Source organism: Rhodococcus sp. IEGM 1307, from assembly GCF_030056915.1.
Classification (GTDB): domain Bacteria; phylum Actinomycetota; class Actinomycetes; order Mycobacteriales; family Mycobacteriaceae; genus Rhodococcus_F; species Rhodococcus_F opacus_D.
In genome coordinates, this window is sequence record NZ_JASHKW010000003.1 from 427,886 (window position 1) to 447,068 (window position 19,183).

18 protein-coding genes are annotated in these 19,183 nt (G+C 68.3%); 7 read left to right on the forward strand and 11 right to left on the reverse strand.

Annotated features, from left to right (window positions below; translation table 11 throughout):
- Positions 1-2 precede the first annotated feature (2 nt).
- A complete protein-coding gene (locus QM841_RS08240; protein ID WP_283331555.1) occupies positions 3-755 on the reverse strand; it encodes an SDR family oxidoreductase in 753 nt (250 codons plus the stop codon).
- 88 nt (positions 756-843) lie between these two features.
- Here QM841_RS08240 and QM841_RS08245 point away from each other — a divergent pair, with 88 nt between their 5' ends.
- The 4 genes from QM841_RS08245 (at position 844) to QM841_RS08260 (ending at position 6,335) form a co-directional block, all read left to right on the forward strand.
- A complete protein-coding gene (locus QM841_RS08245; protein ID WP_283331556.1) occupies positions 844-2,277 on the forward strand; it encodes a dihydrolipoyl dehydrogenase family protein in 1,434 nt (477 codons plus the stop codon).
- A 64-nt stretch (positions 2,278-2,341) separates the two neighbouring features.
- Entirely contained in the window at positions 2,342-3,871 is a 1,530-nt protein-coding gene (locus QM841_RS08250) for a carboxylesterase/lipase family protein (RefSeq protein ID WP_283331557.1), read from the forward strand.
- The gene (locus QM841_RS08255) at positions 3,868-5,334 is read left to right on the forward strand and encodes a carboxylesterase/lipase family protein (protein ID WP_283331558.1); all 1,467 of its coding nucleotides are present in this window, start codon (positions 3,868-3,870) and stop codon (positions 5,332-5,334) included. Before QM841_RS08250 ends, QM841_RS08255 begins: the two co-directional genes overlap by 4 nt.
- A 98-nt stretch (positions 5,335-5,432) precedes the next feature.
- Complete coding sequence (locus tag QM841_RS08260; RefSeq protein ID WP_283331559.1) at positions 5,433-6,335, forward strand: SDR family oxidoreductase; 903 nt, start codon at positions 5,433-5,435, stop codon at positions 6,333-6,335.
- Positions 6,336-6,341: 6 nt separating this feature from the next.
- On the opposite strand, the gene QM841_RS08265 is transcribed toward QM841_RS08260, so the two are convergent.
- The gene (locus tag QM841_RS08265) at positions 6,342-6,719 is read right to left on the reverse strand and encodes a VOC family protein (RefSeq protein WP_280784131.1); all 378 of its coding nucleotides are present in this window, start codon (positions 6,717-6,719) and stop codon (positions 6,342-6,344) included.
- A 145-nt stretch (positions 6,720-6,864) separates the two neighbouring features.
- Between QM841_RS08265 and QM841_RS08270 the strand changes: the two genes are divergently transcribed.
- Positions 6,865-7,962: a CaiB/BaiF CoA transferase family protein gene (locus QM841_RS08270; protein ID WP_283331560.1), complete on the forward strand. Its 1,098-nt coding sequence runs from the start codon at positions 6,865-6,867 to the stop codon at positions 7,960-7,962.
- Between the two features lie 51 nt (positions 7,963-8,013).
- Here the strand turns inward: QM841_RS08270 and yczR are convergent, their stop codons facing one another.
- The gene (yczR, locus tag QM841_RS08275) at positions 8,014-9,498 is read right to left on the reverse strand and encodes a MocR-like transcription factor YczR (RefSeq protein ID WP_283331561.1); all 1,485 of its coding nucleotides are present in this window, start codon (positions 9,496-9,498) and stop codon (positions 8,014-8,016) included.
- A gap of 62 nt (positions 9,499-9,560) precedes the next feature.
- Between yczR and QM841_RS08280 the strand changes: the two genes are divergently transcribed.
- Positions 9,561-9,773 carry a hypothetical protein gene (locus QM841_RS08280; protein ID WP_283331562.1) on the forward strand — a complete coding sequence of 71 codons (213 nt, stop codon included), beginning with the start codon at positions 9,561-9,563 and terminating at the stop codon, positions 9,771-9,773.
- Here QM841_RS08280 and QM841_RS08285 read toward each other — a convergent pair.
- Positions 9,746-11,284: an alkaline phosphatase D family protein gene (locus tag QM841_RS08285; RefSeq protein ID WP_283331563.1), complete on the reverse strand. Its 1,539-nt coding sequence runs from the start codon at positions 11,282-11,284 to the stop codon at positions 9,746-9,748. The two genes, QM841_RS08280 and QM841_RS08285, sit on opposite strands and share 28 nt — an antisense overlap.
- A 32-nt stretch (positions 11,285-11,316) precedes the next feature.
- On the opposite strand from QM841_RS08285, the gene QM841_RS08290 reads away from it, so the two are divergent.
- A complete protein-coding gene (locus QM841_RS08290; RefSeq protein ID WP_411194565.1) occupies positions 11,317-11,910 on the forward strand; it encodes a methylated-DNA--[protein]-cysteine S-methyltransferase in 594 nt (197 codons plus the stop codon).
- Here the strand turns inward: QM841_RS08290 and QM841_RS08295 are convergent.
- The 7 genes from QM841_RS08295 to QM841_RS08325 are packed head-to-tail and all read right to left on the reverse strand — an operon-like array spanning position 11,846 to position 19,136.
- Entirely contained in the window at positions 11,846-12,277 is a 432-nt protein-coding gene (locus QM841_RS08295) for a racemase (protein WP_283331564.1), read from the reverse strand. The genes QM841_RS08290 and QM841_RS08295 overlap by 65 nt on opposite strands.
- Positions 12,278-12,297: 20 nt before the next feature.
- On the reverse strand, positions 12,298-12,786 hold the full coding sequence (locus tag QM841_RS08300; protein WP_283331565.1) for a 2-oxo-4-hydroxy-4-carboxy-5-ureidoimidazoline decarboxylase: 489 nt from the start codon (positions 12,784-12,786) through the stop codon (positions 12,298-12,300).
- A gap of 10 nt (positions 12,787-12,796) precedes the next feature.
- Positions 12,797-14,095, reverse strand: a complete 1,299-nt coding sequence (locus tag QM841_RS08305; RefSeq protein WP_283331566.1) for a hydroxymethylglutaryl-CoA lyase-like TIM-barrel protein — start codon at positions 14,093-14,095, stop codon at positions 12,797-12,799.
- Positions 14,082-15,593, reverse strand: a complete 1,512-nt coding sequence (locus QM841_RS08310; protein WP_283331567.1) for a chlorohydrolase family protein — start codon at positions 15,591-15,593, stop codon at positions 14,082-14,084. Before QM841_RS08310 ends, QM841_RS08305 begins: the two co-directional genes overlap by 14 nt.
- Positions 15,590-17,053, reverse strand: coding sequence for an amidohydrolase family protein (locus QM841_RS08315; RefSeq protein WP_283331568.1), 1,464 nt, complete (start codon positions 17,051-17,053; stop codon positions 15,590-15,592). The genes QM841_RS08310 and QM841_RS08315 overlap by 4 nt, the downstream gene beginning before the upstream one ends.
- The gene (locus QM841_RS08320; RefSeq protein WP_283331569.1) at positions 17,050-18,030 is read right to left on the reverse strand and encodes a sugar phosphate isomerase/epimerase family protein; all 981 of its coding nucleotides are present in this window, start codon (positions 18,028-18,030) and stop codon (positions 17,050-17,052) included. The genes QM841_RS08315 and QM841_RS08320 overlap by 4 nt, the downstream gene beginning before the upstream one ends.
- A complete protein-coding gene (locus QM841_RS08325) occupies positions 18,027-19,136 on the reverse strand; it encodes a sugar phosphate isomerase/epimerase family protein (RefSeq protein WP_283331570.1) in 1,110 nt (369 codons plus the stop codon). Before QM841_RS08325 ends, QM841_RS08320 begins: the two co-directional genes overlap by 4 nt.
- Positions 19,137-19,183 lie beyond the last annotated feature (47 nt).

The following is a 19,183-nucleotide window of genomic DNA, read 5'->3' on the forward strand; positions in this document are numbered from 1 at the left end:
TCCTACACGAACCGGGATGTCCATGCATGAGGAAGGAATCTCAATGCGAGGTCGATTCCTCGCCATGTGATTCCGGGTAGCGCAGCGCGGTTCGTCTCCTTCTCGATGGCCGCGACCATCGCATCGACGCCGTCGTCGAGGGTGGCCGTCATCTTGGCACTGTCGCCGGCCCGGCCCGACATGTCGGTGGCGATGTACCCGGGCAGCAGCGTGGTCACCACGATCGGACTCTTCGCCAGCTCCGCGGTGAGCGCCTCGCCGAGGGCCGACACTCCCGCCTTGCTCGCCGAGTACGCCGCCTTCGGGCCGGGCAGACCACGATCGGCACTGATCGAGGACACGAGCACCAGGTGCCCGGCGTTCTGTTCGCGGAAGATGCCGAGCGCCGCCTCGCACTGCGACAGGGCACCGACGAAGTTGGTGCGGACGGTGGCGAGATTGGCGTCGGCCCGGCCCGTTCCGATCCGGGCCCCTTTGCCGAGTCCGGCGTTGACGACGACGCGGTCGAGCCCGCCCAGCTCGGCGCGCAGTTCCCCGAAAACGCGGATCACCGCGTCATGGTCGGTGACGTCGAGTTCGCGGATGGCGACGGTGATCCCGGGATGCGCCGCCCGCAACTCGTCACGCACGGACTCGAGCCGCTCGACGCGTCGCGCACACAGCGCGAGGTCTCGTCCCTGGGCTGCGAACCGGCGAGCCATCTCCTCGCCGAGTCCCGAGCTGGCCCCGGTGATCAGAATCTTCTGCCGTCTCATTCGGCCACCCTATCTACCCGCGGGTAACAACGCGAGAGGCCCGCCTGAACCTCTGACATCCACCACCGACCGGCTTACGGTTACAGGTATGACTGACTCGGGGAGCGGCGTGGAAGAGTTCGATGTCATCGTGATCGGAGGCGGCCCCGCCGGTGAGAACGCGGCGAGTTACGCCATCGCGGGCAGCGACCGCACCGCGGCACTGATCGAACACGAACTCGTCGGCGGGGAATGCTCCTACTGGGCGTGCATGCCCAGCAAGGCACTGCTGCGTCCCGGTGAGGTCCTCGGGGCGGCGCGCAACATGCCCGGGGTGTCGGCCGGTCCGCTCGACGTGGACGCCGTGCTGGCGCGACGCGACTCGTTCACCGGCAACCACGACGACTCCTCGCAGGTGATGTGGGCCGACTCGCAGGGGATCGACGTCATCCGCGGATCGGCACGCATCACCGGGGACCGCACGGTGACGGTCGGCGATTCCCGCCGGCTGCGCGCCCGGCACGCCGTCGTGGTCGCCACCGGGACGACCGCCGCGGTCCCCGACACCCCCGGCCTGCGGGCGGCGTTGCCGTGGATCTCGCGGGACGCCACCAACCTGAGAGAGATTCCGCGCCGGGTCGCCGTGATCGGCGGCGGCGTCGTGGCCTGTGAGAGCGCGACGTGGCTGCTGGACCTCGGCGTCGAGGAACTGACGATGGTGGTGCGCGGCCGGGCGCTGCTCCCCAAGAACGAGCCGTTCGCCGGTGAGCGGGTGGCCCGCTCGCTGGAGAAGAAGGGTGCGCGGGTCCTGTTCGGCGCGGACCTTCGCGGCGTCGAGCGGGCCGACGCCCGGGACACGGGGATCGGCCGCATCCACGGCGGCCCGGTGACGCTGGACGTGGCGGGACAGGAGCCGCTCGTCGTCGACGAGGTCGTCGTCGCGACCGGGCGCACGCCGGCGACGGCGGCGCTCGGCCTCGACGCGCGACTGCTGAACTCCCACGGATACCTCACCACGGACGACCACCTGACGACGGCGGACGAATGGTTGTACGCCGTCGGCGACGCCAACGGCCGCGCGCTGCTCACTCACATGGGCAAATACCAGGCCCGCGTCTGCGGCGACGTGATCGCCGCGCGCGCCGAGGGCAGGCCGCTGGAGGGGGCCCGCTTCCGGGCGACCGCCGATCACGGCCAGGTTCCCCAGGTGGTGTTCGCCGACCCGGAGGTCTCGGCCGTCGGGATCACCGAGAAGGAGGCACGCGACGCCGGCGTGGACGTGGAGACCGTCGAGGTCGACATCGCCGTCGCCGGCTCGTCACTGGCGCGCGACGATTTCAGTGGTCACGCCAAGCTCGTGATCGACCGGGCCACCGACACCCTGGTCGGGGCGACGTTCGCGGGCACGGATGTCGGCGAGCTCATCCATGCCGCCACCATCGCGCTGGTCGGGAAGGTGCCGCTGGACTCGCTGTGGCACGCGGTCCCGTCGTACCCGACCGTGAGCGAGGTGTGGCTGCGGCTGCTGGAGGCGCGGCGCTGAGCTGAACGGAACACCGTCGGCGGAGGTGAATGCCCCCTCAGGCGGTCTCCGTATAGTTTCCGACATGGCGTCTGACACTCTCACAACCGACACGCTGGTGAGGACGACCGCAGGGGTGGTCCGTGGCCGGCGCGTCGGCGACCTGGTCGCGTGGCGGGGAATTCCCTACGCGGCTCCCCCGGTCGGGCCGCTGCGGTTGCGCGCACCCCAGCCGGTCACGCCGTGGTCCGGTGAGTTCGACGCCTCCGAATTCGGCGACGCCGCCGTGCAGCACAAGAAGTTCACCGCTCTCCGGCCAGGCAAGTATCAGCCGTCCAGCGAGAACTGCCTGACGCTCAACGTGCTGGCCACGCCCGGCACGTCCGGGGCACGCCCGGTGATGGTGTTCATCCACGGCGGCGCGTACACGCTGGGCATGTCGGCGACCGCGCTCTACGGCGGACAGTCGCTGGTCCGCCGCGGCGACATCGTGTATGTGTCGATCAACTACCGCCTCGGATCGCTCGGATACCTCGACTTCACCCAATTCTCCACCCCCGAACGACCTTTCGACTCCAACCTCGGACTCCGAGACCAGGTCGCCGCACTCGAATGGGTGCAACGCAACATCGCCGAATTCGGCGGCGACCCCGACAACGTCACCGTCTTCGGCGAATCCGCGGGCGCCAACGCCGTCACCACACTCATGACCACCCCCGCCGCGAAAGGACTGTTCGCGCGGGCCATCTCGGAGAGTTCCGCCCCCGGCCTCGTCACCACCGCCGACCGCGCCGCCCGGTGGGCATCCGACTACGTGACGCTGCTCGGGGCCGAACCGGACACCGCCGCAGAGGCCCTCGCCTCGTCACCGGTCGGCGCACTGGGCCGGGCCGGAAATCGTCTCGGCGCGAAAGTGCTGTCGGAGACGCCGGGACTGCACCCGTTCGGACCCGTGATCGACGGCGACTTCCTGCCGAAGCCGCCGCTCGACGCGTTCGCCGACGGCTCGGCGCACCGGGTACCGCTGGTCATCGGTACCAACGCCCGCGAGGGCACCCTGTTCCCGAAACTCCTCGACGCGCTGCCGACCGACCCCGACCGGATCGGGCGGATGTTCGCACTCACCGACCCCGGCGCCGAGGCCCGCGTCACCGCCGCGTATCCCGGCTACCCGGCGCCGGACGCGGCCACCGACCTGGGCGGCGACCTCACGTTCTGGAAGCCGTCGGTCGAACTGGCCGAGGCCCATTCCGCGTTCGCCCCCACCTTCAGCTATCGTTTCGACTTCGCTCCGCGCGCCATGAAATGGCTCGGACTGGACGCCACACACGGATTCGAGTTGTTCGCGGTGTTCGACATCGCCGACACCCTGATCGGCCGCGGCCTCACCCTGCCCGGCGGTCGTCGCGGGCTCAAGGACGTGACGGACACCGTGCAGCGGCACTGGCTGCACTTCGCCTCGCAGGGAACACCGTTGGCGTCGTGGCCGCAGTACGACACCGATAGGAGGGCAACACTCGTGTTCGACACCGTCACCACCGTCCAGGACGATCCGCGCCGGGAGCGCAGGCTGGCCTGGGAGGGGTACCGGGGCTATTACGGGCAGGGCCTGTGAGCGCTCTCGAGGTCCACACCGAAGCCGGCGCCGTCGGAGGACGCCGGATCGACGACCTGACTGCCTGGCGGGGTATCCCCTACGCCGCTCCCCCCGTCGGGCCGCTGCGGTTGCGGGCCCCGCACCCGGTCGAACCGTGGTCGGGGGTCCGGCGGGCCTTCCACTTCGGGTCCCCCGCACCGCAGGGCGATGGGACCGACGAGGACTGTCTCACCCTCAACGTGCTCGCCCCCGGGTCCACATCCGAGTCGCCGCGACCGGTGATGGTGTTCATCCACGGCGGCGCCTACTCCGGCGGGTCTTCGTCCTCGGCGCTCTACAGCGGCGAATCGCTGGTCCGCCGCGGCGACATCGTGTACGTGTCGATCAACTACCGCCTCGGATCGCTCGGATACCTCGACTTCACCCAATTCTCCACCCCCGAACGACCTTTCGACTCCAACCTCGGACTCCGCGACCAGGTCGCCGCACTCGAATGGGTGCAACGCAACATCGCCGAATTCGGCGGCGACCCCGACAACGTCACCGTCTTCGGCGAATCCGCGGGCGCCAACGCCGTCACCACACTCATGACCACCCCCGCCGCGAAAGGACTGTTCGCGCGGGCCATCGCGGAGAGCCCTCCGGTGGCGTCGGCGTACCACCCCGAGCGGGCGGCGCGGTGGTCGCGCGAATTCCTCGAGATCGCCGGGGTCCCGCTCTCCGAGGCCGCGACGTGGCTCGCGACCGCCGACCCGGCCGACTTCGTCGAAGCGGGGACGACACTGGCGCACCGGGGCGCCGACGAGGAACCGGGAACCCGCGCGTTCGCGCCCGTCGTCGACGGCTTCTTCCTTCCCACGCATCCGCTCGACTGCTTCGCGTCCGGTTCCGGGCACCCGGTTCCGCTGATCATCGGCACGAACCGCCACGAGGGCAGGGTCTTTCCCCGGTTCCTGAACATCCTGCCCACCGATCCCGCCCGGATCGACAAGATGTTCTCGCACGTGGACGCGTCGGTGAAGGAACGGGCCATCGCCGCCTACCCCGGTTATCCCGGGAGGCGTGCGGCCGCGGACCTCGGCGGTGACGTCACCTTCTGGGAACCGTCCGTCCTGTGCGCGCAGGGTCACACGACCGTCGCACCGACCTACAGTTACCGGTACGACTTCGCACCCCGGTTGCTTCACATCCTCGGGCTGGGCGCCACCCACGCGACGGAGATGTACGCGGTGTTCGGGCTGACCGGGCCGTGGGCGCGGCTGCTCACCGCGCTCGGGGGCCGCCGCGGGTTGCGGGCCGTCACCGACACCGTTCAGTCGCACTGGCTGCATTTCGCCCGGCACGGGACCCCGGCACCCGGATGGCCCCGGTACTCGCCGGAGCGCCGCGAGACGCTCATCATCGACGCGACGAGCCGGGTGGAGAACGATCCGCTCGGTGAGCGTCGACGCGCCTGGCTGGGGTACGAGCACCGACGCTAGCCGGCGGCAGTCGCGGGCGGATTCGCGGTGTTTTCGTTCCCCGGTGCGACCCTCCCGGTTGCCCTAGTCTCGTAGAGACCTGCATTCGGGAGGCGAGAATGACCGAGTCGAACGATCTCGCAGGCCGCACCATGGTGGTCACCGGTGCCACCTCGGGGCTCGGCCTGGAGACCTGCCGCCAACTCGCACGCCGCGGGGCCACCGTCGTTCTGGTCGGCCGGGACCAGGACAGGATCGACGCGGTGATCGCCGAACTGTCCGAGAACACCGACCGCGACCGGCTGAACTCGGCGCTCGCCGACCTGTCCTCGCTCGACCGTGCACGCAGGCTGTCGGAGGAACTGCTGCACCGGTTCCCGCGGATCAATGTGCTGGTGAACAACGCGGGCATCGACGTGGGGCATCGTCAACTGACGGTGGACGGCTTCGAAGAGATGTTCGCCGTGAACTATCTCGCGCCGTTCGTGCTGGCGACGTCGCTGGCTCCGGCGATGGCGCAGGCCTCGACCGCCGACGCCGCCGGTTACCGGCATCCGGCACGCATCGTCGACGTCAGCTCGTCGGGACATCGCGGCGGGCACCTCGACTTCGACGACCTCGACGGCACGAAGGACACGTTCCACGGCCAGCGTGCGTACAACAACTCCAAACTCGCCCTGACCCTGTTCACCCGCGAGTTGGCGCGCCGGTCCGATCCGGCGAGGCTGGTCGTCAATTGCGCCGACCCCGGGTTCGTCCGCGGCACCTCCCTCGGGCGGGGTCTGTTCGGCTACCAGGTGGTGGGGACACTCCTGACCCCGTTCGCGTCGGACGTCGCGAAGGCAGCGGACACGGTGGTCTGGACCGCCACCGCGACGGAGAGCGGCAAGTTCACCGGCGAATACGTCAAGGGCTGCAAGGTTGTTCACCCGAGCAAGGACGCACGTGACGCCGAACTCGCCGCGCGGTTGTGGGACGCCACCGAGGCACTGCTCGCCGGCCGCGGTGCGGCCCGCCGCTGACGCCGGTCAGTTCGGTTCCTCGAAGAGCGACAGCACGTTGCCGTGCGGGTCCCGGAACCACGCGACGCGGATGCCGTCCGGGGCGCGCCAGGCGGCGTGCTCGTCCTGATCCATGCCCGGGTACTCGGTGAACTCGATGCCCTTGCTGCGCAGTGTTTCGACGACCTTGTTCAGGTCGCCGACCTTCCACCCCAGCACCGTGTACCCGGTGTCGGCCTTCGCCTGCACCAGCGTGACCCGGAGCAGGGAGCCGTTGCAATCGAGGGCCAACGCGAACTCGTCCCGTGAGACGAGCGTCAGCCCCAGGGTCTCCACGTAGAACATCTCCGAGACGTCCAGATCGGTGCTGGCCACGAAACTCACGAGCTCACCCTGAAGACTCATGAATCAACTGTGCCCCGCGCACCCGCGGGCAGGCAAGAGCGCGGGCTCACTGACGGCGGTATCCCGTGACCCGGGGCACACGGACCGAGGGTCGCAAGTTAACGTCGATTCGACAGGTTGTCTCGTACCGGAATGAGGAACTCGCGTGTCTGCTCCAGTTACAGAGAAGAAGGGCCCCCTCGCGGGCATTCGCGTCGTCGAATTCGCAGGCCTCGGACCGGGCCCGCACGCCGCCGCCCTCCTGGCCGATCTCGGCGCCGACGTGGTGTGCGTCCAGCGTCCCGGAGTGATTCCGCCGGACGGCCCGTACGACCAGATCCAGCGGGGTCGTCGCGTCGTCGAGGCCAATCTGAAGGACCCCGAGCAGGTGGAGAAGGTTCTCGGTCTGATCGAGCGCGCGGACGTCGTGATCGAGGGCTTCCGCCCCGGTGTCACCGAGCGCATGGGCCTGGGCCCGGACGTCTGCCTCGGGCGCAACGAGCGACTCGTGTACGGACGGATGACGGGCTGGGGCCAGGAGGGCCCGCTGGCCAGCGCGGCCGGGCACGACATCAACTACATCTCGCTGACCGGTGTCCTGCACGCCATCGGCCGCAAGGGTGAACGTCCCGTGCCGCCGCTGAACATGGTCGGCGACTTCGGCGGCGGTTCGATGTTCCTGATCTTCGGGATTCTGTCGGCGCTGGTGGAACGCCAGTCGTCCGGCAAGGGCCAGGTCGTGGATGCGGCCATGGTCGACGGCGCGCTGGCCCTCTCGCACATGATGTGGGCGTTCCGCGGCCGCGGCGTCTGGTCCGACGAGCGGGGTGTCAACCTGCTCGACACCGGCGCGCCGTTCTACGACACCTACGAGACGTCCGACGGCAAATACATGGCCGTCGGCTCGATCGAGCCGCAGTTCTACGCTCTGCTGCTGCAGGGCCTCGAACTCGACCCCGCCGAACTGCCGCAGCAGATGGACATCTCGGCGTGGCCGCAGGTGAAGAAGGTCTTCGCGGAGAAGTTCCTGTCGAAGACCCGCGACGAGTGGGCCGCTATCTTCCTCGGCACCGATGCCTGCGTGTCGCCCGTGCTGACGTTCGCGGAGGCGCCGTCCAACGAGCACATCGCCGCCCGCGGATCGCTGATCGATCTCGACGGCGTCACGCAGCACGCCCCGGCGCCGCGGTTCTCCCGCACCCCGGCCGGCGTACCCACCCCGCCTGCCCGCGAGGGCGTCGACATCGACACCGTCTGGACCTGACCCCCACGTGAGTGGCGATGCGTGTTCCGGCACGCTTCGCCACTCACGTGCTCAGACGACGAGGGACGGTTCCGCGAGCTCTCGGTCGACGGCCAGCGTCTCGTACGCTGCCGCGATGCAGTCGACACCGCGGCGCAGTTCGTCGGACGTCCGCGCGTAAGGGAGCCGGACGAACCTCTCGAACGCGCCCTCCACCCCGAACCGCGGTCCCGCCGCCAGCAGCACCCCGAAGTTGGGGGCCGTCGCGGCCAGCGCCGTCGACACCGGCGCAGGCATGCGCAGCCACAGCGACATTCCTCCCGAACCGATGGTCGGGATCCAGTCCGGCAGGCGGTCGGCGAGAGCGTCGAGCATCGCGCCGCGCTGTTCCCGCAGTTCCGCCCGGCGCCGGGCGAGGACGAGTTCGTCGTCGGACAGCAGATGCGCCGCCGCGAGCTGGTCCATCACCGGCGTGCCCAGATCGACCGCGGCCCGCGCCCCGGCGAGCCGGGTGATCAGCGCCGGATCGGCGCGAATCCAGCCGACGCGCAGCCCGCCCCAGAACGACTTCGCCGCCGACCCGATCGTCACGACTTCCGACTTCGCGGCTCCCCTGCCGTGCGCCGCGACCGGCCCCGGTGACGGTTCGTCCAGCCACAGGTCGACCATCGTCTCGTCCACCACCAGGGTCATGCGGGTGTCGCGCGCGATCCGCGCCAGTTCGGCCCGCCCGGACGCGTCGAGGCACAGTCCGGTGGGGTTGTGGAAGTCCGGGATCAGGTACGCCATCCGGGCTGCAGTCTGCCGGGCGGCGCTGCGGATTCCGTCGAGATCCCACGCCCCGGACGCACCGCCCTCCGGACGGACGGGCACCGGGACCGGACGCGCACCGACCCTGCGGATCGCCTCCAGCGCGTTGGGGTACGTGGGGTGATCGACCAGCACCCGCTCCCCCGGCGCCGTGAGCACGTTGAGGAGCAGCCGCAGCGCGTGCTGAGCACCGGAGGTGACCATGATCTGCTCGGGCGAGGTCTCCAGCCCCCGCGCCCGGTAACGCGCCGCGATGACGTCCCGCAACGCGCCGATCCCCACCGGCTCCATCCCGTGAGTCGGCAGGAACTGCGGAAGCGATTGCAACGCATAGGCGTAGGCCTGCTCGACCGCTTCCGCGGGCGCGGCCATCGCGGCGTAGCTGAGGTCGACCACCGAGCTGTCGGAACCGGGCTGGTGCGCCCGGAACATCAGCCCGTTCTGCCGTGCCCCCAGCGGCAGCGCGACGGTGCTGCGCGACCCCTGACGGCTGATGAGATACCCCTCGTCCCGGAGTACCGAATACGATGACGTGATCGTGGTCCGGCTCAACTCCAGCATCGACGCCAGTTCGCGCTCGCTCGGCAGCGCGACCCCCAGCGGGATGCGGCCGTCGTGCACGAGTAACCGGATCCCGTCGGCCAGCGCCCGGTAGGCGGGCCTCGCGGCCGACCGGCGGCCGCTGTCGTCCTGCCAGTTACCGAGGTCCCTGGCCAGGGAGCGTGCACCGAGTACGCGAGTCATCATGCAGTCCAGTATCAACCTCTTGGCTATTCAACTCAAAGCCAGTTCTGGCGAGGCTCGAATCCATGACGACACTGATCACCCTCGCATGCATGGCTCTCCTGGCCGCGGCGGTCGCGCACTACGGTCCCAAAGAGGGAGGTAAGGGCGTGTTTCGCCTGGAGCAGTTCCGGATCGGCGCCCCACTCGGCGGGATCTTTCCCGACCAGTCGAGCAGTCCAGAAGATCCGGACTGGCCTTCTCCAGGCGATCAGCGCGCCGGCGGCGGCAGCAGCTGACTGAACAGCACCGTCCCGGCCGCGTCGAGGAGGTCCACCCGCAACTCCGACGTCTGCCCGTCGATGAACACCTCCCCGAAGTGCTGGTATCCGTCGAGCGGCGACGAATTGGGTGCGGGCGGCGTGTGCACGAACACGGCCTCGGGGCCGAACGTGGCGTCGAGGTCGTTGGGACCGAAACCGCCCGCGTTGAGTGGACCGGAGACGAACTCCCAGAATTCGTCGAAATCCTTGTACGCGGCGCGGTCGGGCGAGTACCGGTGCGCGGCGGTGTAGTGCACGTCCGCGGTGAGCCACACCGTCCCGGTGATCCGTCCCGCCTTGATCGCCGACAGCACCTGGGCGATCTCGGATTCCCGGCCCGACGGCTGACCGGGCTCCCCGTTCGCGACGCCCTCGAACGCGGTGTCGCCGTCCGGGACCACCACCCCGAGCGGGAGGTCGTTGGCGATGATCTTCCACGTCGCCGTGGACGCACCGAGTTCCCGGATCAGCCACTCCTTCTGGGCTGCACCGAGAATCTGCCCGGCCGCACCGGTGTTGACTCCGTTCGCGTCCTTGTAGGTGCGCATGTCGAGGACGAACACGTCGAGCAGTGGGCCGTATCCGATCTTGCGGTACACACGACCGTCGACCGCGTCGGCCGGCTCCACCGGCAGCCACTCGTGGTACGCCTGGAATGCCCTCTGTGCCAGCACGTCCACGTTCTTCTCCGTGTACGCGTCGAGGTCGAGGACCTCACCGGGGTACCAGTTGTTGACCGTCTCGTGGTCGTCCCACTGAACGATCTGCGCCACAGAGGAATTGAACCTGCGGTAGTTGTCGTCGGTGAGGTTGTACGCGTACTGGCCGCGGTACTCGTCCAGCGTCTGCGCGACAACGCTCTTCGCCTCGCTGACCGTGTTCCGCCACACGCGTCCGTCCGGCAGCGTGACGGACTCCTTCAGCGGACCGTCGGCGTACACGACGTCGCCCGAGTGCAGGAACAAGTGTGGGTCGCGCGCGGCCATCATGTCGAAGATTCGCATTCCGCCGATGTCCGGATTGATTCCGTATCCCTGACCCGCCGTGTCCCCGGACCACTGCAACCGGATGTCGCCTGCGGCGCTCGGAGCGGTGCGGAAGACACCCGTCACCGCCTCCGAGGTGGCGCCGTCGTCACCTTCGAGGGTCACCCGGTAGTGCACCTGCTGCCCGGCGGGTAGTCCGGTCACACGCAGCCGCCCGGTGCCGTCCGCGTCCGGGGTGAGCAGTCCACCCTCGAATCGCACCGGGTCGGTGAAGGACTCGGTGGCCGAGGTCTCCACGATCATCGTGGCGGGACGGTCGGACCTCGCCCAGACGAGCGCACCGTCTGCTCGCACGTCACCGGCCGCGACACCGTGCGTGAGGGTGGGTCGGTCACGGACCAGCGACGGACCCGCGCTGCCGGAGTCGGAGCACGCGGCAGCGGGCACGGCCAGCAACCCGAGTGCGGTGGAGCGGAGCAGGGCACGGCGGGACAGATACACGAAAACATCTCCTCGGTCGGCGAGCTTCGAGGATGCCGAACCGTGGTCAACGGAAGGTGAACGTCGGATGTGGGAGGCATACTGGATTGGTGACCACAGGAATCGCCCTGTTCGACACGGCCCTCGGCACCTGCGCCATCGCATGGCGGGCCGCCGGGATCGTGGGTGTGCAATTGCCCGAAGGTTCCCCCGAATCCACCCGGCAGCGTCTCGAACACTGCTTCCCGGATGCGGTGGAGCACCAGCCGCCTGCGCCGGTCCAGCGGGCCATCGACGGGATACGCGAACATCTGGGCGGCGCACTCGACGATCTGCGGTGGATCGATCTCGACTTCGAGGGAGTCCCCGAATTCGACTGCACCGTATACGAACTCACCCGCGCAATCGACCCGGGCACCACACTCACCTACGGTGACATCGCGGCGGAACTCGGCAAGCCGGGGGCCGCGCAGGCCGTCGGTCAGGCCCTCGGCCGCAACCCGCTGCCGATCGTGATCCCGTGCCATCGCGTCCTCGCCGCAGGCGGGCAGGTGGGCGGCTTCTCCGCCGGTGGCGGCACGCTCACCAAGCGCGAACTACTGGCCCTCGAACACGCTCCGGGGTTCGACGACCCGGTGCTGTTCTGATCAGAGGCTGCGGGTCGCCGACGAGTTCACGCGCCAGCGCCGCGGCCGCCGCCATCCTGTCGCCGTCGGGAACCCGGAGGGTCCGGACCACCCGCTGATCGACCCCGGTCACCCTGGCGCATCCCAACACGAACGCCTGCCCGCCGGCGACGATCGCCCGCTCCACGGCATGAACGAACGCGTCGACCGTCGACCGCGGGTCACCCTCGAACACCCAGACACCGAGATCCGTCGACACCACCGCCACGCACCTGCCTGCGTCCGGCCGGTCGTGCCCGAATGCCTCCAGGACGACGGCCGCTGCATGGAAGCTGTCGTACCACCGGGCGGCCGGCACCCGGGTACTCGCTTCGACAGTCCTGATCATCGGCTCGAATGTATCGCAGTTCACCCCGGCCCTTCACACAGCGCGATCAACGTCGCGATCCTCCCCTCTCCGATCGCGACCATGTGGCGCGTGGCGACAACCAACTCGTCGGCTCGGTCGTTGGTCACCCTTCGGTCGATCTCCGCCAGGATGCTGTCGAGGGTGAGCCCCTTCGCCGCGATGACGACCGGAAAGCCGAACCGAGCGCGATACCGGGACTCCCGCTGGCGCAGGAGGGTGAGTCTCCCGGCCGAACTGGCGACGAGTGCACCGTGCTCGGCAGCGGCATGAGCCGAGTCGGGAGGGGCCGAGAGCGGAAGATAGTTCTCCAGTGCCGCCGCGACGTCGTCGAGTGTCATGGACCGCCACGCGGCCGCCGCCGCCGCGAGGAGGTCCTCACGGTCGGCGTACGGGCGTGCGGACAGCACCGCGGTTGCCCAGGTCCGCGACGGCGTGCAGATCAACAGCTCTTTCTCCAGAGCGGACTCGTCCAGGGCGTTGAGTGTCACGACGGCAGTGTCAGGCATGGGCGCTCGCACGCCGATGAAGTGCGAGGCTTTCCTCCGCCACCCGGGCCGCTTCCCCGGCCGTCAGCCAGCGTGGATAGGACGTCACCGCTGCCACCGCGTCGTCCAGAGCGGTGCGGACGAACGCGATCTCCTCCGCGTCGGCCTCGAGTCCGAGCGACCGCAGCAGCACGTCGGCCATACGGTCGGTGGTCAGGCTGTCCCACACCCATTCCTGCCGACCGCCCACCACTGCGGGGCTCACGCACGACGAGACGGGCGGGAACACATCCGGTCCCCCGGCGATCGCAGCGATGACGTCGCCGGGCATGTGCTTGAGGTGGGCATATCCTCCGACCACCGGCTTGAGCGGCGGCAGGCTCACCGAACTTTCCGTCGCGACGAGTTGCGCCAGGGAGGTCAGCTGTTCGACGTGGATCCCGGTGTCCACTCCGTAGAGCACTTCGAGAGCGAGAACCACCTCTTCCAGCGCGGCGAAGCCGGCGCGGTAGGACATTCCGGACACCGACACGTCCGGGCTCGCGCCTGCCGTTGCGGCCGCGATGGCCGTGGCGGTGCCGAGACCGAAGTCGTCGTGTACGTGCATCGTGATCGGCACGTCGTCGACGAGGCGCTCCCGGAACGTCCGCACGAACAGTTTCATCGCTTCGGGGCCGAGACTGCTGGTCGAGTCCATCAGATCGAGGCGCCGCGCACCGAGTTCGACGGCGACGTTGCAGGCTGCCACGAGATCGTCGAAGTCGCGGCGGCCCACGTTGGCGAGTGTGATCGTGACGTCGCAGCCCAGCTCACGCAGGTACTCGAAGAACTTCTCGAGATCGCGGTACTGACGTGAGCGGGCGGCAGCCGAGGGTGCCGGGACGATGCCCGGTGCGAACGTGCGCACTCCCCATTCGTGCAGTTGATCGACGGTTTCCTTCATGCCGACCTGCTGGTAGTTCTCTCCGTCCGACAGCAGGGTGTCGGCGTACACATTGAGCCGGAATCCGAAGTCCCGGGCGGCGACGGCGCGAACGAGCGCCGCTTCGCGCGGCATCGGTGACGCTCCGCCACCCCAATTGATGTTGACGCTCTCCTCCCGGATCCCCGCGGCACCGAGCGCCGCGGCGATCCGCACGAATCCGTCCATCGACGTGGTTGCGCCTGCGGTGAAGAGCGTCTTCCGCAGAGTGCTGTCGATCAGCGCGAACGGTGAAGGCCAGTCGAACTGTGACTGGACGGTGGCGTCGAAATTGAACGGGCTGACCCAGTGACTGCCGTCGACGAGGTGGGAGTGCTCAGGATTGATCATGCGAATACCCCTTCGGTGTCGTGGTTTTCGTGGTTTTCGTGATGTCGGGGAATGTCGGCGGAAAGAGTTCGGCCGACGGTCTGCGTCGGTGGTCTCGTTCGCTGTATGCCGCTCTCATGCGTTCGAACAGGACCTGCGCGTGAGCCTGCAGCCGCGATTGGTCGGCGCCGAGGACGACGCCGTCGACCATGACGGTGCTACCTGCGACCACCGTCCGGCGGACGTCGCGGGCCGATCCGTTCATCGTGAGAGTGCGAAGTGGATCGTCGCGGACACCCATGGCGAAGTCTGCGAGATCGACCACGATGAAGTCGGCGCTCGCTCCGGGCTGCAGGCGTCCCAGATCCGGTCTGCCGAGGGCACGAGCACCGCCGATCGTCGCCGAACGGATGTAATCGGCTGTGGCACCCGCCGAAAGTGATCCGTCAGCCCGTTTCGCGAGATGGGTCCCGTAGTCAATTCCGCGGACGAGGTCCGGGGGAAACGAGTCGGTTCCCAGAGCGAGGTGGACACCGGCCGTTCGATACCGGTCGTACGACTCCAGCACCGCCCCGTATCGAATGGACGTCATCGGGCAGTGCACGATCGTGACACCCGCCTCCGCCAGGCGCCGCAGGTCGGCCTGCCCACCCTGACCGCCCGGTGCCCCGAGATGGATGCCGTGGGGCACCAGCAGACGCGTCTCCAGAAGTCCGGACGTCTCGAGGAGTTCGACGGGGCGCATCCCGTACCACTCGTCGAGCAGCGCCAACTCCACCTCACCCTGCATGCAGTGCAGTCGCACCACCGTGTCGCGGGCGATCGCCACCTGTGCGGTCGCCGCCATCAGTTCCCTTGTCAGCGTCTCGATCCGGCAGGGCAGGAGAGCGCCGTGCACAAGATCGCCGCCGTGGTCGGCGGCATGATCGAGGAAGCGCTCGGCGTCCCGAAGCCCGGCTCGGCCCCGTTCCTCGTCGAACAGCACCGACCGGCGTCCACCGTCGACGACGTTGACACCGGACCTGTAGGCGGGACCGAGGTATCCCCGAATTCCGAGACGCTTCGCGATCCGAGCCACCTCGACCATGTCCTCATAGGTCTCCGCCCACTTGCTGTGAGACTCGGAGGCGATCGGCATGAAGGTGGTGATTCCGTGCCGAAGAAGCTGCGACAGAGCGTATTCGCGGATGACGGCACGCTCGGGTGCGTCGAATACGTCGCGCCGCCCCGATCGGAAATAGTCGGCCGACCACTGCAGCCCGAGTGCCAGATCGGGTGTCGCCCAGGAATCGAGCAGCGCGTGATCGATGTCTGCGAGCGCATCGAGGTCGATGAATCCCGGCATGATCAGAGCATCACCGCAGTCGACCGTCTCGTCGACCGGGCCGTCCCATCCCCGTCCCGCGTGCAGGATCCGCGCGCCCCGATAGACGATCTCTCCGTCGGAGACGAGCACGTGGTCGCCGTCACGATAGGCCAGGATGTGGGCCGCCGTCATTCTGACCACAGGTTCCGTCATGGCACCGGCACCTCGATCGGCCCGTCGAATTCACGCCTGTTGCTTCGCCATCCGGGATCGGTGAGGTGGTGCGCCAGGCCGGCGCGTTCGACGAGCAATCGGGCGTGCCGGTCCCCCTCGTCCAGCGCCGCCGTCTCGTCGACTCCGCACACGATGCGGTCTTCCATGACCACCCTTCCCCCGACGATCACCGTCTGCACGTCGGCTCCGGTCGCCTCGTAGACGAGGCGATGCACCGGCATCCAGTTGGGTACGAGATGCGGCTTGCGCATGTCGAGAATCGCGAGATCGGCGCGTTTACCCACTTCGATGGATCCGATGAAGTCGGCCATTCCGAGGACCGCCGCAGCATCGATCGTGATCATCTCGAGCAATCGACCTGGTGGCAGCAGGTAGGGATCGTCGGCGAGAAGTTGATTGGCGGCCTGAGCGGCGCGCGCGGCCTGCAAGAGGTCGAAGGGACGGCGCGGCGACGAACCGTCGGTGGTGATCGCAACGGTGATGCCTGCCTGCAACATCTGAGGGACCGGCGCACGTCCTCCCGGTGCATGGCCCACGGACGTCCCGGTCTCCGCCAGGATCGCGACCTCCTCGGCAGACAAACCCGTGCAGTGTTGCAGATGGATGTCCGGCCCGAGGAGCGCGTTCTCCCGATCCTTCGCCGCGAGCCGCACCATGCCACCGAAGGCATCCGAGTGGATGCGGACACCCCAGCGCTCCGCCGCCTCCCTGACCCGGCGCGCCTGGTAGCGATCGTCCTCGGTGAGATGGGTGGCGACGTCGGGTCGCGACGGGTGGGACGGATCGACCGAAGGGACAATCGTGAAGGGTGTCAGGAACACCGACGTGAGATCGCCCTCGTAGCCGTTCACCGTCTCGATCACCGATTCCGCGCCGGACAGCAACTCGTCGAATCCGACCTCACGTCGACGGGGAACCCCGCCGGACCACTGCGTGACCGGATGGGGCAGCGGCAAACCCGCCGGCCCGACACACACGACGTCGCGTATTCCGACCTCCCGGTAGGCGCGCGCGTGAGCAAGTGAGATCTCGGGATCGTCACTGCGGGGCTGTGATCCCATGACACTGACTCCGCACGTCACTCCGGCGCGGACGCGCTCGAGCGCGGACACGAGCCCGTCGTGATACCAGTACTCCGGTGTCGTCGCGTGGAAGTACGCAGGTGTGACGGTGCGCATCCAGAACGTCGGGCTATCGCATCCCAGCGTCTTGATCAGCGAGTGGCCGGCGTGACCGTGGGCGTCGACGAGCCCTGGTATCACCAGCTTGCCCCGGCAGTCGATTCGGCGGACGGACGGATCCGTGACGGCGAGGAGCGCCTGGCTGTCACCGACCGCGCTGATGAGGCCACGGTCGATCAGGACGGCGCCGTCCTCGATGATCCGGCGTTCACGGTCCACGGTCACGACTGTGGCCCCGTGCAGCAACATCGCGGTCATGCCGCCGTCCCGCGCGTCATCGTCGCCAGTTCGGACAGCGCAGCCCGCAGTCGCGGCGCTGTTGCCATCACCGGAGGCCGGTCGGGCCGCGCCCGGGACGACAGTATCGAGAGTTCTCTCAGTGAGACGTCGCTGTTCTGCAGCAGCCACCGTTCGTCACACACCGGCATCTCGAACTCTCCGCGGTGCAGGTCGACGAGGACCGGCGCGCTGGAGCCTGCGCCGTCGAGGATCCGGAAGATCGCTCCCCAGTCGATGTCGCCCTGACCGCCCGGGCACAACCGTCGCGCGAGACCGCGACCGGTGAAGGTGATCCACGCGTCGTCGTAGTGAATCCGGGCGACGTGCGGGGCGAGCCGGGCGGTCGCCAGCTCCGGATCCTCGCCTCGCACCGGCAGGTTGACCGGATCGAGGCCCACCGCCAGATGGTCGGAGCCGACGGCGTCGATGAGCTGGAGGATTTCGTGTGACGTGATCTCCTCGTGCGTCTTGACCGCGAGTTTCAGGCCCAGGTCGGTGAGCACCGGGGACAGGTTCCGATACAACTGCGCCGTGGCGTCGAGCTGCTCAGGCCACACGACCGATGCGTCATAGCGGTCGTCCAGCATCCCCACGACGACCTGGACGTAGTCGGTGTCGAGTTCCCCGATGGCCGTCAACGCCTTGCTCAGTCCCGCCACCAGATCGCCTCGCCCTGCCTCGCGGAATCGCGTGGTTCGTTCGGCATGCCCGGCGGACACCATTCCCAGCGCGCAGCTCAGCCGGACACCGAGTGAACGTCCGTAGTCGGCGAGTGCCCGAAAGGCGGTCGGATCGAGCGCGGGCGAAATCGCAAAAGGAGAAGCGAACTCCACGTGCCGTAGACCGAGACCGGACGCCGTGCGGATGGTCTCCCGAGGGGTTGATTCCTCGCCCAGCACACGCGCGCACGCTCCGATGTCCCGGCGAACGGTGCCGACGTCGTCGCCGACGATCACCGCGCCGACTCCGCGAGATTGCCTGCCTTCGTGTCCGATTCGACCGGAAGATCGTGTTTTGCACACACACTCCGCACGTGGTCGGCACTCGACCTGATGTACGACACCGTCTCCGCGTAGCCGTACGGCAGCGCGGCATAGGTGGCGTTGTCGATCCGTTCCCCCGACCTTATCTGCCGGTCGTACGACTGCACCATGTCCACGTACGCCGCCATCTCCTGAACCGTCAGATCGGGGTGGCCGTCGAGGAATTCGGAGTCGAACGCTTCGATGAGCATCATCCGCCGGGGACGCGGCAGGTCGTCGAGCGACTCGTCGTTCTCGATCGTGAGATTGAGCGCCGGATTCGCCGCCGCGAGTACCGGCAGTATGCGATCGAAGTCGACGACGCCGGTGCCGCATGGGCGCATCTGATAGGCGAGACCGCCCTCGGTGTGGGTGATCGCGGCGTCCTTGATGTGTGTCTGACGCACGTACGGTGCCAGCCGTTCGGCCGCCCAGACAGGATGTTCGAGGCGTTGAAGCACGTTCGCGGTGTCGAACACGACCCCGACCACGTCCGAGCCGGCCGCCTCCACCAGCCGGACGAGTTCGAACGACGTGATCTCCTCGTGTGTTTCCAGGTTGAGGTGGATACCGAGGTCCCGTGCGATCGGAGCCAGTGTTCCGAGGAAACGCGCCGTCGCAGCCAGCTGTTCCGTCCACGCCACGTCGGTGCGGAAGCGGTCGTATGCCCAGCGGCCGCGGTACGCCGACTTGTAGTTCGCGGTGGCCACCCAGAGCTCACGGCAATCGATGGCCGCGCAGGCTTCCATCATCCGGCGGAAGCCGAGGACGATGTCACCGTCGCCGACGGCGCGCAGCTCCGGCGCCTCCGGGTTCGCGTAGGGATTGACCTTGCCCAGACCGGTCTCCAGGTACATACCCAGTTCGTCTGCCTTGGATCGGATGTCGCGCAGTTCAGCGGCGTCCAGGGCCGGACTCATATCGAGTACGGTCCGGAAGAACAAGCCGGCCATACCCAGTTCGTGGGCGTGTTCGAGGCTGTTCACGGGACCCCGAGTGCGGCTCTCGGGAATCTTGCGTCCGTCTACACCAATTCGCATGTCTACCTACTTCCGTCAGGGATGATCGATGTAATGAGAGGCCGAGA